The organism is Candidatus Pantoea soli (genome assembly GCF_007833795.1).
In the GTDB taxonomy this organism is placed as follows: Bacteria; Pseudomonadota; Gammaproteobacteria; order Enterobacterales; family Enterobacteriaceae; genus Pantoea; species Pantoea soli.
This window is the reverse complement of sequence record NZ_CP032704.1, coordinates 118,010-131,673: the sequence shown is the minus strand read 5'-3', so window position 1 is coordinate 131,673 and position 13,664 is coordinate 118,010. Positions and strand designations below refer to the sequence as shown.

The 13,664-nt window shown below is 56.9% G+C and carries 12 protein-coding genes and 1 pseudogene; 4 read left to right on the top strand and 9 right to left on the bottom strand.

Annotation, left to right across the window (positions count from 1 at the left end):
* The first annotated feature begins 463 nt into the window (after positions 1 to 463).
* A complete protein-coding gene (locus tag D8B20_RS20620) occupies positions 464 to 1,501 on the top strand; it encodes a tyrosine-type recombinase/integrase (RefSeq protein ID WP_145891834.1) in 1,038 nt (345 codons plus the stop codon).
* A gap of 49 nt (positions 1,502 to 1,550) precedes the next feature.
* Here D8B20_RS20620 and D8B20_RS20615 read toward each other — a convergent pair whose 3' ends face one another.
* The 4 genes and pseudogenes from D8B20_RS20615 to D8B20_RS20600 all read right to left on the bottom strand — a co-directional run bounded on the left by D8B20_RS20615 (position 1,551) and on the right by D8B20_RS20600 (position 5,256).
* Positions 1,551 to 2,126, bottom strand: coding sequence for a PIN domain-containing protein (locus tag D8B20_RS20615; RefSeq protein ID WP_145891832.1), 576 nt, complete (start codon positions 2,124 to 2,126; stop codon positions 1,551 to 1,553).
* Positions 2,123 to 2,581 carry an excisionase family DNA-binding protein gene (locus D8B20_RS20610; protein WP_145891830.1) on the bottom strand — a complete coding sequence of 153 codons (459 nt, stop codon included), beginning with the start codon at positions 2,579 to 2,581 and terminating at the stop codon, positions 2,123 to 2,125. Before D8B20_RS20610 ends, D8B20_RS20615 begins: the two co-directional genes overlap by 4 nt.
* A gap of 368 nt (positions 2,582 to 2,949) precedes the next feature.
* Positions 2,950 to 4,097, bottom strand: a pseudogene (locus D8B20_RS20605) (IS3 family transposase).
* A gap of 271 nt (positions 4,098 to 4,368) precedes the next feature.
* Positions 4,369 to 5,256 (bottom strand): LysR substrate-binding domain-containing protein, encoded by an 888-nt coding sequence (locus D8B20_RS20600; protein WP_222433876.1) that lies wholly within the window; start codon positions 5,254 to 5,256, stop codon positions 4,369 to 4,371.
* A 102-nt stretch (positions 5,257 to 5,358) separates the two neighbouring features.
* Here D8B20_RS20600 and D8B20_RS20595 point away from each other — a divergent pair, with 102 nt between their 5' ends.
* Positions 5,359 to 5,955, top strand: coding sequence for a short chain dehydrogenase (locus D8B20_RS20595; RefSeq protein ID WP_145891828.1), 597 nt, complete (start codon positions 5,359 to 5,361; stop codon positions 5,953 to 5,955).
* Positions 5,956 to 6,002: 47 nt separating this feature from the next.
* On the opposite strand, the gene D8B20_RS20590 is transcribed toward D8B20_RS20595, so the two are convergent.
* From D8B20_RS20590 to aptA, 5 genes are read right to left on the bottom strand one after another with little or no spacing between them, the layout of a single operon-like run.
* Positions 6,003 to 6,296, bottom strand: a complete 294-nt coding sequence (locus D8B20_RS20590; RefSeq protein WP_145891826.1) for a hypothetical protein — start codon at positions 6,294 to 6,296, stop codon at positions 6,003 to 6,005.
* Between the two features lie 16 nt (positions 6,297 to 6,312).
* Positions 6,313 to 7,383 (bottom strand): catabolic alanine racemase DadX, encoded by a 1,071-nt coding sequence (dadX, locus tag D8B20_RS20585; RefSeq protein WP_145891824.1) that lies wholly within the window; start codon positions 7,381 to 7,383, stop codon positions 6,313 to 6,315.
* A 21-nt stretch (positions 7,384 to 7,404) separates the two neighbouring features.
* Positions 7,405 to 8,700, bottom strand: a complete 1,296-nt coding sequence (locus D8B20_RS20580) for a D-amino acid dehydrogenase (RefSeq protein ID WP_145891822.1) — start codon at positions 8,698 to 8,700, stop codon at positions 7,405 to 7,407.
* A 47-nt stretch (positions 8,701 to 8,747) separates the two neighbouring features.
* Positions 8,748 to 10,244, bottom strand: a complete 1,497-nt coding sequence (locus D8B20_RS20575; protein WP_145891820.1) for a CoA-acylating methylmalonate-semialdehyde dehydrogenase — start codon at positions 10,242 to 10,244, stop codon at positions 8,748 to 8,750.
* 13 nt (positions 10,245 to 10,257) lie between these two features.
* The gene (aptA, locus tag D8B20_RS20570) at positions 10,258 to 11,589 is read right to left on the bottom strand and encodes an omega-aminotransferase AptA (RefSeq protein WP_145891818.1); all 1,332 of its coding nucleotides are present in this window, start codon (positions 11,587 to 11,589) and stop codon (positions 10,258 to 10,260) included.
* Between the two features lie 99 nt (positions 11,590 to 11,688).
* On the opposite strand from aptA, the gene D8B20_RS20565 reads away from it, so the two are divergent.
* Positions 11,689 to 12,591 carry a LysR family transcriptional regulator gene (locus tag D8B20_RS20565; protein ID WP_145891816.1) on the top strand — a complete coding sequence of 301 codons (903 nt, stop codon included), beginning with the start codon at positions 11,689 to 11,691 and terminating at the stop codon, positions 12,589 to 12,591.
* A gap of 203 nt (positions 12,592 to 12,794) precedes the next feature.
* Positions 12,795 to 13,628: a transporter substrate-binding domain-containing protein gene (locus D8B20_RS20560; RefSeq protein WP_145891814.1), complete on the top strand. Its 834-nt coding sequence runs from the start codon at positions 12,795 to 12,797 to the stop codon at positions 13,626 to 13,628.
* Positions 13,629 to 13,664 lie beyond the last annotated feature (36 nt).

Here is a 13,664-nt window from a genome sequence, read left to right as displayed (position 1 = left end):
GAAGCTCGCTCTATTACGCATTCTGTACGGAAGAGTTTAGGAAAGCTTATTTGGTTAGTCTTATAAATGAAGAATTCTATCGGTCTGTTCCCTTCCTCAAAAATTACTTTAGAACATAAATCATATTCTAATGCCATGCGATTATTATCATTGATAATACGTCTGTCCTAGCTTCACAAAATGTTCATTTGAGTTCGTACTCTTTTAACCTTATATAATTATGTTTATATAAGACCAGACAAATGAGCAAAACCCCTGTATCATGCGGATCCGGGCCGGATCCTGCGCGTTATGGCCATTTACACGATAAGGCGGGACCTGAATGCCGCCGAGCTGATAAAGGATGGGCGCAGGTGGTTAAAACTCCGGCAGTGCTGTGTGAAATCTGGCGGGCATCTGCCCTGCATTTTCTTCAGAATTCACGTAGCGCTGCTGTCAGACAATGGGTAAATACTGAGCATACATGAACGAACTTTCCGGTTTTACCGGTGTGGCCCTCAGCGGCAGCGCCGATGACAATCTCACCGCAAAGCTTGCAGAATTCGTCCGGCACCGCGAGGCGCTTTCGCCTAACACGTGGCGCCAATTGCTCAGTGTGATGCGAATCAGCTGGCGCTGGGCGCAGGAGAACCGGCGATCGTTCCTGCCAATGTCGTCGGATGACATGCAGGACTACCTATTTCACCTGCAGGCCATTGGTCGTTCGACTTCTACCATATCGGTGCATGCAGCACTCATCTCAATGTTACACCGTAACGCGGGACTGGTGCCTCCGACGGTATCGCCCGACGTGGTGCGTGCCAAGAAGAAAATTAATCGTACGGCCATCGTTTCCGGCGAGCGTACCGGGCAGGCGGTGCCCTTCTGTCGGCAGGATCTTAATCGTCTTGATGCTGCCTGGCAGCATTCACCCCGGCTTCAGCACCTGCGGGATCTTGCCTTTATGCACGTGGCTTACGGTACCCTGCTACGTATGAGCGAGTTGTCCCGCCTGCGGGTGCGGGATATTTCACGGGCGGCCGACGGCCGCATCATCCTCGATGTGGGCTGGACAAAGACCATCCTGCATTCGGGTGGGATTATTAAAGCGCTCAGCCCGCGTTCTTCTGAACGGCTGATGGAATGGATTAACGCAGCTGGTCTGGCTGGCGAACCTGACGCGGTACTATTCTGCCCGGTGCACCGATCAAATAAAATCACCAAGGTCTCGACCGTGCCCATGAGCGCCCCCTGCCTTGAAGATATCTGGCGCCGCGCAAGGCATCACGCTGGAGCGAAAACTCTCCTTAAAACGAATAAGGGACGCTACTCCAGCTGGAGCGGCCACAGTGCTCGCGTTGGCGCTGCGCAGGATATGGCCAGAAAGGGCATATCCATTGCACAGATCATGCAGGAAGGCACCTGGACACAGACTCAGACGGTCATGAGGTACATACGTATGGTGGAAGCTCACAAAGGCGCCATGGTCGCACTGATGGAAGCGGACAGCTGGCCTGATTAAAGGGGGCAACCCATTAGGCCCGCTCCGAACGCCATTAACGTGCGAGTATTCAGATTAATGCGGCAAGAGGTCGTAACCGGGAGACGGTTTCCGGAAGCTGCTGTCGCAGCAGGCAATCGAGAAACTCATCGGGCGTGAAAGGCGGAGACAAAAGACTGGCGCGCTGGCGCCGGGCCGCGTCAATCACAGTAGTGATGTCCAGATCAGTTAGATCAGCGATAAAGCTGTCAGGGTGAATGGCACGCAGGTTCCAGACCGACAATACCTCATCAGGAAAATCTCTGAGGTTAAAGGTCACAATACCTTCAGCCTGGGTAACAATCGCAGCGGCAACGACGTGACGGTCGTCTTCATCAGGCAGTCCCCTGATGGATTCAACCAGAGACTGATATCCGGTTACCAGCGCATCCGGTACGTGGCGATCCATTAATGCGCGAACACGTTCCAGCTGTGTCCGGCTAAGCTCGGGGCGATTGAGCAATACATTACGGATCCACTCTTCATGGATGTCTTCACTCCATCGCGCGCAAAATTGCCCGCCGGCAGCAAGGTACATCAGGAAACTGCGCAGAGGTGCAGGGTAAACAACGCAAGCGTCAAATACTACGGTGTAACCTGAACTCATTCGTAACCCAGCCCAAGTTCCTGATCGAGCGCGCCGAGCTCATCAAGCGCATCATGCCGCTGATTTACCAGTTTGTTGCGGTATGCAAGTGCGTCCACGTAGCGGATTTTACGACGGTTACCTGTACGATGGTAAGGCAGTTCACCATTATCCAGAAAACGAATCAGTGTCGGACGCGAAATGTTAAGCAGATCGGCCACTTCCTGCGTTGTCATCTCTGCACCGACCGGAACAAGGCGCACGGCATTTCCCTCACCCAACTCGGTGAGTACATCTACCAGCATACGCAGCGCGCTAACCGGAATGCTGACATTATGGATCTGCCCACGTTTGTCAGTGAGTGAAACCTGTTGTGACTCTGCGCGTGTTTCGAGCACGGCGGAGAGTTCCCGGCTGCACAGGCGCGCAAGTTCCGCTTCCTGGAGGGAAGGAAGCTTATTCTGAAGCTGTGTCATGAACATCTCCTGTATCTATTATTCGAAATTTTCGCAAATGATGGCGTTTTATGCAACCGCATTATGATGTGACATGTAGCTTAACGCTGCAGGAAGGATCCTCTGGCAGAATATGTGCCAGCATCGCAGGGAAAGTTGTGCTATCTGGCACTCTTTACCTGCACAGGGTTTACAGATCGAGTGAACTGTCTTGGCCTGTCCTTCATAATGTAAGCATATTCCTTGATGAAGCTGAGAAAAATGGCTGTTGATGAAACCGGTTTTATCTCTGTCCCTGACGGAAAATATTTACAGCCTCGGTTCAGCAATGTGATTAGCGATGTTGCTGAAGCTCTTGTCATTTCTCAGGCTGAATCGCCACGGATAATCTAGACACTTTCGAGTCGTTGATAATACTGGTTTTCATATTCTGTCGGTGACATCTGATCGCTCGAACCATGCCGACGCTTACTGTTATAAAACATTTCGATGTAATCAAAAATATCGCTGCGGGCTTCTTCCCGCGTTCCGTAGATCTTTCTCTTTATCCGCTCGCGTTTCAGCAACTGGAAAAAGCTTTCTGCAACCGCGTTATCGTGACAGTTACCGCGGCGGCTCATGCTGCCCTCCAGGCCGTGTGATTTCAGGAAAGACTGCCACTCATGGCTTGTGTACTGACTGCCCTGGTCCGAGTGAACCAGCACCTGTTTTTGGGGATTACGCCGCCATACAGCCATCAGCAGTGCGTTCAGGACAATATCCTTTGTCATCCGGGATTGCATGGACCAGCCGATAACCTTACGTGAGAACAGGTCAACAACCACGGCCAGATATAGCCACCCTTCGTGGGTCCTGATATAGGTTATATCCGTTACCCAACGCTCATCCGGAGCATCCGGATTGAACTGTCGCTGGAGCCTGTTGGGTGACACGATACTGGCTTCGCCTTTACGTGCTCGCGGGCTCCGGTACCCGACCTGAGCCTTTATCCCGACATGCTTCATCAGTCGCCAGACTCTGTTCACTCCGCACTGTTGCCCGCTGTCCCGCAGATCCAGATGGATCTTGCGATAACCATAAACGCAACCGGACTCCAGCCAGAACTGTTTGATCTGTCCCGTCAGTCTCAGGTCTGTCTGGTGGCGCTGAGAATGCGGCTGCTGAAGCCAGGCGTAAAAGCCACTGGGATGAACATTAAGCACCCGACAGAGCAGACGAACAGGCCAGCAACCGGTGTTGTCACGGATAAAGGCGTACCTCAATCGGACAGCTTTGCGAAGTACGCCGCGGCTTTTTTTAATATGTCCCGTTCGTCAGTAACCCGCTTCAGCTCCTTCTGGAGTCGGCGGATCTCGGCCTGAGCATCTGACTGTTCTTTATGAGTGGATGAGTCCGGACCGTGCTTTTTTATCCAGGCGTAAAGGCTGTGGGTGGTGATATCGAGACGTGCTGCAACGCTGGAAACAGAATGACCGCGATCAACAACCTGTTTGACTGCTTCAGTTTTAAACTCTTAGGGATAACGTTTACCGCTCATGGGCACCTCTCTTTAAGCCATCTTAAATGACTCTGAGGTGTCTGTTAAACCCGTGGCGATTCATCTTCTTAACTTCATTATATTTAATTGATAATCATAATTGAGATGAGTAAGTTATCGAAAAATAGTTTAAATTCAATGATTTTTTAAATACAACCAACAAAAAAGAAAAATCCACTGATAATTAAAACAATACTATTCAGCATGTTGTTTTGATAAGGCGGAACGGTTTCTCCCAGAACCTACCAGATCTAAAAGCATTAATCATGGATTAGCAGAGCTTTTCAGGTGCCTTAGATATTATCCATTCAATAAAACGACAATGTTTAGCTACAGAATGTATATCCTGCGACCAAAGTAAATTAACAGGCCTGGGAGCTGGCAACGTATGTTCAAGCAACGCTATCAATCTTCCTGCTGCGATATCTTCTGCTAATAATAGCCGCGGTTGCAAAATTAGTCCTGCGCCGGCCAGCGCAGCATTTCGTAATGCATGCCCGTCATTACAACTGAACGTCGAATTTTTCGGCCACAGTAAGCTGTCGCCATTTCGCCAGACATTGAGCCGGTTCCAGTTACTATAACGAAGACAACGATGCGCGGTAAGTTCCTCCATCGTTTGTGGCGTGCCATGCTGAGCAAGATAGCCCGGCGCTCCGGCAATGACCATACGATATTCGCCAATGCGATGAGCGACAAGTGGCATATCCGCTGGAAGCTCACCGATGCGAAAAGCAAAGTCAAACCCTTCCGCAATAACATCCACAAAGCGGTCGCTGAGTTCCAGTTCGATATGAACCTCAGGGAACTGCTGCTGAAATTCACTACACAGGCCAGCTATAACTGTACTACCCAACGTGATGGCCGCGCTAATACGCAAACTACCGGCGGGAAAACGGCGCAGGCCCTCAATACGGCTCTCGGCTGACTGCAGTGCCGCGAGCACTTGCAGCGATTCGTTATACCAGGCTTTACCGGCTTCCGTCAGCGTCTGACGGCGGGTATTGCGCTGCAGCAAACGCGCCTGCAGGTGCGTTTCCAGCTGTGCGATGGTTTTTCCCACCCTGACCGACGAGATATCCAGTCGCCTGGCGGCCTCGCTAAAACTGCCGCTTTCTACCACCGCAACGAACACTTCCATTCCACGCAGCTTATTCATGATTGCAAACTTTTAGTTTCAGATGATTAAATTCTTGGCCCATTTTTCTGCAGATTGCAACCTGTCACTCTACAAGCAGGTTTCAGATAACGGGAGTGAAGCATGAAAGTTATGGTGGTAGGCGCCAGCGGTACGATTGGGCGCGCGGTGGTAGAAAATCTGTCACGCGATCACGACATTCTCCGGGTGGGCAAAACGCAGGGCGATCTGCAGGTGGATCTTACCAACGAGGCTAGCGTGACCCGGCTCTTTGCGCAGAGCGGCAAGGTGGACGCCATTATAGCGACCACGGGCAGCGTGCATTTTGGCCCGCTCGCAGAGATGAGCAGCGCGCAGTTTGATAAAGGATTGCAGGATAAGCTGATGGGGCAGGTACGGCTGGTGCTGATCGGACAGCATTACCTGAAACCCGGTGGCTCGTTTACCCTGACGACCGGTATTCTGACGCAGCATCCCATCCGCACCGGCGTCAACGCTACTGCGGTCAACGCGGCACTGGAGGGCTTTGTGCTGGCCGCGGCCAATGAGCTGCAGGGTCAGCGCATCAACGCCGTCAGCCCGACGGTCGTGACTGAAGCGCTCGACAAATACGGCTCCTTTTTCTCCGGCTTTGAGAGCGCCGCCGCCGACCGCGTGGCGCTGGCCTATCGCCGCAGCCTGGAAGGTATCGATAATGGGAAGGTCTATCGCGTCTGGTAACGACCCGGCGCACTGCCGCAACGGTGCGCCGACGCCATCGGCTAGCGCTACGCCTGAGCAGGCGTCACGCGCAGGCGACGCGCCTGCTCATAAACGGTGAGCAACAGCTGTTCGCTATTCATCAACGGCCCGCCATGGCGCAACCGTTGCCTTAGCCAGACGATCTCCTGCTCCACGTCGCGCGGAAACAGCCGCTTGCTGCTGGCGTTGCTGAGCCAGCGCGTCAGGAAGATTGTCTGTGCCATAGGCGAGCGCACGGCCTGATATTTTCCTGCGAACCTGAGCGCCAGCAGGGCGCAACAGTAAAAATGCACTTTACCGTCCAGCTCAGTCTGACGCATAACGGTTCTCCGTTGCTTAACCGGTTACTACGGGCACCCGCGGCGCGAGCGCGCTGAGTAACTCATAGCCCAGCGTGCCAGCGGCCTGAGCCACATCGTCAACCGGCAGCGCCGGCCCCCAGAGTTCAACCATGCTGCCGATACCCGCGGCGGGACAGGGAGAAAGATCGACGGCGAGCATATCCATTGAAACTGTGCCGACGATACCCGTTCTGACGCCATCAACCAGCACCGGCGTGCCGCCGGGCGCATGGCGGGGATAGCCATCCGCATAGCCGCAGGCGACGATGCCAATACGCTGCGCACCGGCTGCACGAAAGCGACCGCCATAGCCGACCCGATCGCCAGCCTGCAACGACTGTACCGCAATAATCTGGCTCGACAGACGCATGACCGGCCTCAGGCCGGTCGCGGCGATATCCTGCCAGCGGCCGCTGGGCGAGGCGCCGTAGAGCACGATGCCGGGCCGCACCCAGTCAGCGTGAGTGGCGGGATGCCACAGCGTGGCAGCCGAGTTGGCCAGACAGTGCGGGAGGCCCATCTCCGGCGGCAGCGAGCGGATTAGCGCCATGGGCGCGGCCACGCCGGTGTCGCTGTCCGCGCTGGCGAAATGACTCATCAGGGTGATGTCGCCAATATGCGGACAGGCGCTCGCCTCAAGCCAGGCGGCATGCAGCCGATCGGGCGCGAAGCCGAGACGGTTCATGCCGCTGTTGACCTTCAGGTAAATGTTAACCGGTTGTCGCAGGCGGGCGTCGGCAATAGCAGCCAGCTGCCAGAAGCTGTGCACCGCCGTCGTCAGCTGATAGCGATCGATAAGCCGGAGATCCGCCTGCTCAAAAAAACCTTCCAGCAGCAGAATGGGGCCGTTCCAGCCCCGTTCCCGCAGCCGGATCGCCTCACTGAAGTCGAGTAGGGCGAAGCCGTCGCTCTGCTGCAGCCCGGGCAGGACGTTATCGATGCCGTGCCCGTAAGCGTTGGCTTTCACGACAGACCAGATTTTTGCCTGCCCTGCTTGCTGACGGATAAGCGTCAGGTTATGCCGCAGAGCGGCAAGCGAGATGTCGGCGCGAACAGGACGTGGCACAGGCGCTCCCTGGGTTTGCGGTTAACGGGCTGCGGCAACCCGATCGTTGAAAGGTGAATTGACGCTGCCGTGATAGCGCATCACGGAGAGGTCACTGAACGGAATCGCCGGTGTGGTGCCGGAGATCAAATCGGCAATCAGCTGCCCCGAACCGCACGCCATCGTCCAGCCCAGCGTGCCGTGGCCGGTATTGAGATAGAGGTTTTTGAAGCGCGTCGCCCCGACCACAGGGGTGCCGTCCGGCGTCATCGGCCGCAGCCCTGTCCAGAAGGTGGCGCGGGCAAGGTCGCCTGCGCCGGGATAGAGATCCTCGACCACCTTCTCCAGCGTCTCCCGCCGCCTGTTGTTCAGGCGGGTGTTGAAACCGACAATTTCCGCCATGCCACCGACGCGAATGCGATCGTCGAAGCGCGTCACCGCCACCTTGTAGGTTTCATCCAGGATGGTGGAAGCGGGCGCCTTAGCCGCATCGGTGATGGGAATCGTCAGCGAATAGCCTTTCAAAGGATAAACTGGCAGGGAAACCAGACCGGCTAATAAGCGGGTCGAGTAGGCGCCAAACGCCACGATATAGCGATCGGCCGTCAGTATGCGTTCGCCGCACTTTACGCCGAGAATGCGATCGTTATCCTCAATCAACCGTTCAACCTGCAGGTCATAGAGAAAGGTGACGCCAGCATCCGCCGCCAGCTGCGCCAGTTTTTTCGTGAATATCTGACAATCGCCGGTTTCATCGTTTGGCAGACGCAGCCCGCCGGTCAGCTTGTGCGCGGCGGCGGCCAGCGCCGGCTCCGCCTGCATCAGCTGATGGGGTTCCAGCAGTTCATAGGGCACGCCCGCCTCCTGTAAAACCGCAATGTCCTGCGCCGCATGGGCGAACTGCGCTTCGCTGCGAAACAGCTGCAGGGTGCCGCCCTGACGTTCATGATAATGGATGCCCGTCTCGCGCCGCAGGGCGCGCAGACAGTCGCGGCTGTACTCGGCGATGCGCACCATCCGCGCTTTGTTGATGGCATACTGCGCTTCGTTGCAGTTCTTCAGCATCTGCCACATCCACTGCAGCTGAAACAACGTGCCGTCGGGGCGTAGCGCCAGCGGCGCATGTTTCTGGAACATCCACTTGATCGCTTTGAGGGGAACGCCCGGCGCCGCCCACGGGGTGGCGTAGCCCGGCGAAATCTGACCGGCATTGCCCGCGCTGGTTTCCTCGGCGGCGGCGGCACAGCGATCCACCACGGTGACCTCATGTCCCGCTTTGGCGAGATACCAGGCGCTGGTTACGCCCACGACGCCGCTTCCCAAAATCAATACTTTCACCTGGCACACTCCATAAGCGTAGCGGCTGTAGAACAGCCGCCGGAACATCAGCCGTTGCTGGGGAAGGCGAACTGCGCGCTTTCCTGAGATTGCTGTTTTGGCCAGCGCTGGGTAATGGTTTTGCGCCGCGTGTAGAAGCGGACGCCATCGGAACCGTAGGCGTGCAGATCGCCGAACAGCGAGCGCTTCCAGCCGCCAAAGCTGTGAAAGGCGACGGGCACGGGCAGCGGCACGTTGACCCCGACCATGCCCGCTTCGATCTCGTTGCCAAAGCGGCGTGCCGCTTCGCCGTCGCGCGTGAAAATGCAGCTGCCGTTGCCATATTCATGCCTGTTGATCAGCGCGATGGCGTCGCTGAGCGTGCTGACGCGCACCACGCACAGCACCGGGCCGAAGATCTCTTCCTGATAGATGCGCATCTCCGGGGTGACGCGATCGAACAGGCAGCCGCCCAGAAAATAGCCGTTTTCATGCCCAGCGACGCGCAGCGTGCGCCCGTCGACCACCAGCCTGGCACCCGACGCGACGCCATCCTCAATGTAGCCGGTGACCTTTTCCTTATGGGCGGCGGTAACCAGCGGACCCATATCCAGTCCGCAGGCGGTTCCGGCGCCCACTTTCAGCGCGGTGATTTTAGGGGTGAGCCTGGCAATCAGCGCATCCGCCACGGCGTCACCAACGCACACCGCGACTGAAATCGCCATGCAGCGCTCGCCGCAAGAGCCGTAAGCGGCGCCCATCAGCGCATTGACGGCATTATCGAGATCGGCCTCCGGCATCACGACCGCGTGATTTTTCGCGCCGCCCAGCGCCTGCACCCGTTTACCGCGTCGGGTGCCTTCGCGATAGATATGTTCAGCCACCGGCGTTGAGCCGACAAAACTGATCGCCTTCACCTCGTCGCTTTCAATCAGCGCGTCGACCGCTTCTTTATCCCCGTTGACCACATTCAGCACGCCAGGCGGTAACCCCGCCTGCTGAAACAACGATGCGATCAGCAGCGTCGAGCTCGGGTCACGCTCAGAAGGCTTAAGCACAAACGTATTGCCGCAGGCGATCGCCAGCGGATACATCCACAGCGGCACCATCGCCGGAAAGTTAAACGGCGTGATGCCGGCCACAACGCCCACCGCGTGGAAGTCGCTCCAGGAATCGATGCCGGGTCCGGCATTGCGGCTGTACTCTCCTTTTAACAGCTCGGGCGCGGCGCTGGCGTACTCCACATTCTCGATGCCGCGCTTCAGCTCGCCCGCCGCGTCTTCCCGCGTTTTGCCATGCTCTTCGCTGATCAGCTGCACAATCTCCTCTTCGTGCGCCTCCAGCAGCTGCTTGAAGCGAAACAGGATCTGCGCCCGTTTTGCTGGCGGCAGATCGCGCCAGGCGGGCAGCGCGGCCTGAGCGACGGCGATGGCCGCCTGCACCGTGGCGGTGCTGGCCAGTTCAACCTGACGGATCGCTTCGCCGGTAGAGGGATTAAAGACGCTGGCGGTACGGCCGTCGGGCTGGCGCATTTCACCGTTAATTAAGTGAGTAATGATCGTCATAATGTCGCCTCCCTTAGCGAATATGGTGCAGGGCTTCGCCCACTGCGTCGAACAGGCGGTCCAGCTCCGCCGGCTGCGTGTTAAAAATCGGACCGAACTGCAGCGTGTCGCCGCCGAAGCGGACATAGAAACCCGCCTTCCACAGCGCCATGCCTGCGTCGAAAGGTCGGACGGTGGCGTCGCCGTCGCGCGGCGCCAGCTGAATGGCGCCCACCAGACCGCAGTTGCGAATATCCACCACGTTCGGACAGTGGCTCAGCGCGTGCAGGGTGCGCTCAAAGTGGGGAGCCAGCTCGGCGGACTGCGCGATCAGCGATTCGCTCTCCAGCAGATTGAGGGTGGCGAGGCCCGCCGCACAGGCCACTGGATGCGCGGAGTAGGTGTAGCCGTGCGCAAACTCGACGCTGTGCTCCGGCAACGGCTGCGACATAAAGGTGTGGTAGATCTCGCGGCTGGCGACCACGCCGCCCAGCGGAATAGCGCCGTTGGTCACCTGCTTGGCAAAGTTCAGAATATCTGGCGTTACGCCAAAATAGTCCGCGCCGCTCCAGCGTCCCATTCTGCCGAAGCCGGAGATGACCTCGTCAAATATCAGCAGGATATTGTGTTGCGTGCAGATCTCACGCAGGCGCTGCAGATAGCCCTGCGGCGGAATAATGGCGCCTGCGGAGCCGGAAAGCGGCTCTACAATCAGCGCCGCGATGTTTGAGGCGTCATGCAGCTCAATCAGCTTGAGCATCTCGTCGGCCAGCGCCACGCCGCCGGTTTCCGCCTGGCCTTTAGTGAAGGGCAAGTGGCTTTGCAGGGTGTGTGGCAGATGATCGACGTCCATAAACTGGCCAAACATCTTGCGGTTGCCGCCGATGCCGCCAAGGCTGGTGCCGGCGATATTCACGCCGTGATAGCCGCGCGCCCGGCCAATCAGTTTGTTTTTCGCAGGCTGGCCTTTCAGCCGCCAGTAGGCGCGCGCCATTTTCACGGCCGTATCCGCCGATTCCGAACCCGATCCGGTAAAGAAAACGTGATTGAGGTCGCCGGGCATATGGCTGGCGATCTTGTCCGCCAGCTGAAAAGAGAGCGCATGGCCGAACTGAAAGCCGGGCGAATAGTCGAGCGTGCGGAGCTGTTGCGCTACCGCCTGCTGGATTTCGCGGCGCGTATGGCCCGCGCCGCAGGTCCACAGGCCCGACAGGCTGTCAAAAATCTGGCGTCCCTTATCGTCGGTGAGCCAGCGGCCTTCTGCAGCAACGATAAAGCGCGGGTCGCGCTGAAAATTGCGATTGGCACTGAACGGCATCCAGTGCGCCTGTAAATTTAGTGATGCAGTGTGGTCAGACGCAGACATATCGTTTCCTCCAGACAGGTGTAGGAAGAGTTTGCAATTAACTCTTGATTAAGTTAAATGCATATAAACTCAACTTCACTTATGGAAAAACTCACCTAAATGAAAAGCAAATCTCTGGCGCAGGTAACAGATTTCGACCTCAAGCTGTTGCGCATTTTTAAAACGGTCAGCGAGTGCGGCAGCTTTACCGCCGCGGAGAGTTTGCTCGGCATCACCCGCTCGGCCATCAGCCTGAATATGAGCGATCTGGAAAAACGGCTGGGCATGCGGCTGTGTCAGCGTGGGCGAGCGGGGTTTGCCCTGACTGACGAGGGGCGCGAGATACTGCGGCACAGCGACAGCATGATGGCGGCGATTGAGAACTTCCGTCAGCAGGTCAACCAGATGCACAAGCAGCTGCGCGGCGAATTTACTATCGGCATCATCAATAATCTGGTGACGCAGCCGCGCATGAAGATCACGCACGCGCTTGATGCATTGCGCGCCAGCGGCACGGAGATCCGCATCAATATCAGCATGATGACGGCGGCGGAAATTGAGCGAGGGCTGATGGATGGCCGGCTGCATGTCGGCGCGCTACCGCTGACGTCGCCGGTGTCCGGACTCGATTACATGCAGCTTTATGACGAAAAATCAAACCTTTACTGTAGCAGTCAGCACCCGCTTTTTGCGTCAGACGCGGAGCCGGACGATGAGCAGCTGCTGCAGTATGACGCCATAGCGCCCAGCTTCCGCATGACGGCGGAGGCGATTGGCATGCATCAGATGCTGCACTGCACCGCTACCGCATCCGACCGCGAGGGCATCGCGTTTCTCATCCTGACCGGGCGCTTTATCGGTTTTTTGCCCGATCACTACGCCGCCCAGTGGGTGGAAAAAAAGCTGATGCGTCCGGTGGCGCCGGCGCGTCTTTACTTCAACAGTAAGATCGGCATCGCTATCCGGAGCAGCCGTCGGGCCAATGCCATCCTTGAGAAATTCATCCAGTCGCTCGACCTCTGATATCCCCGCCGCCTCTTTATGATGTCGATCACATGCAGCGGGCGATCGACCTCAAAGTTTGATCATAAGTAAACCATATTGGTTGACTTTGTTAATTTCGTGCTTCTATTCTCCTCGCTGTTAATGCATACAAAGCTGCACACAAGCTCGGTGACACACCCAACTGTTCCTGTTCGCAACATCAACGTTTGGACGAGGTCGTTATGGTCAGTGTTCGTTTATCCGCTGTAAAAAAAATCAGCTGCGCGCTGGCGCTGGGCAGCGCGCTGTTCGCTGCGGCGACATCCGCTCAGGCTGCTGACAACTTTTGGCAGGCTATCCAGCAAAAAGGGGTATTGCGCTGCGGCGCGGCGCCAGCAGCACCCTATGTGATGCGCGATCCGAAAACGCAGCAGTACAGCGGTTATTTCGCTGAACTTTGCCGCGATTTTGGCGAGAACGTATTGAAGGTGAAGGTGCAGTTTGTCGATGCCAGCTGGGATACGCTGGTCGCGGGGCTGCAAAGCGACAAGTGGGATCTGGCGATGGCGCTTAATCAGACGCCGGAACGCGCGCTGGCCATCGGCTTCTCTACGCCAGCACAGGATTACCAGATTTCTTTCCTGATCAATAAACAGAACCCGAAAGTGAAGGGCCTCGGCACGAAACTCGCCGACTACGATAAGCCAGAGGTGACCTTTGCCGTGATGTCGGGCACTGCGCAGGACAAAGCGCTGAGCGCCTCCATTAAAAAGGGCAAAATTATGCGCTTACCGGGTAACGATGAAAGCCGCCTTGCCCTGATGGCGCGCCGCGCGGACGTACTGGTGGACGCCAGCGATACCAACCACCTTTTCGCGCTGGCCAACCCTGACTGGGCACAGGAAATTATGCCGGCCCCGGCGCTGGCGAAGCAGGGCGTCTCCTTCGGCCTGCCGCGCGCCGTCTCTGAGGCGGATGTCGAGGTGCTGAACATCTATTTAACGCAGCGTCGCGCCACAGGCGATATCGACAGGCTGGTCAATCAGGCTTCTGCTCAGGCCAACGCGGCGAAATAACGCACTCTACTTATTTACGCATGTGCATTCCGCACA

Bases quoted from the DNA above. Each gene is read 5' to 3' on its own strand.
- D8B20_RS20620 (WP_145891834.1), top strand. From the start codon at position 464: ATGAACGAACTTTCCGGTTTTACCGGTGTGGCCCTCAGCGGCAGCGCC.
- D8B20_RS20615 (WP_145891832.1), bottom strand. From the start codon at position 2,126: ATGAGTTCAGGTTACACCGTAGTATTTGACGCTTGCGTTGTTTACCCT.
- D8B20_RS20610 (WP_145891830.1), bottom strand. From the start codon at position 2,581: ATGACACAGCTTCAGAATAAGCTTCCTTCCCTCCAGGAAGCGGAACTT.
- D8B20_RS20600 (WP_222433876.1), bottom strand. From the start codon at position 5,256: ATGAATAAGCTGCGTGGAATGGAAGTGTTCGTTGCGGTGGTAGAAAGC.
- D8B20_RS20595 (WP_145891828.1), top strand. From the start codon at position 5,359: ATGAAAGTTATGGTGGTAGGCGCCAGCGGTACGATTGGGCGCGCGGTG.
- D8B20_RS20590 (WP_145891826.1), bottom strand. From the start codon at position 6,296: ATGCGTCAGACTGAGCTGGACGGTAAAGTGCATTTTTACTGTTGCGCC.
- D8B20_RS20575 (WP_145891820.1), bottom strand. From the start codon at position 10,244: ATGACGATCATTACTCACTTAATTAACGGTGAAATGCGCCAGCCCGAC.
- aptA (WP_145891818.1), bottom strand. From the start codon at position 11,589: ATGTCTGCGTCTGACCACACTGCATCACTAAATTTACAGGCGCACTGG.
- D8B20_RS20565 (WP_145891816.1), top strand. From the start codon at position 11,689: ATGAAAAGCAAATCTCTGGCGCAGGTAACAGATTTCGACCTCAAGCTG.
- D8B20_RS20560 (WP_145891814.1), top strand. From the start codon at position 12,795: ATGGTCAGTGTTCGTTTATCCGCTGTAAAAAAAATCAGCTGCGCGCTG.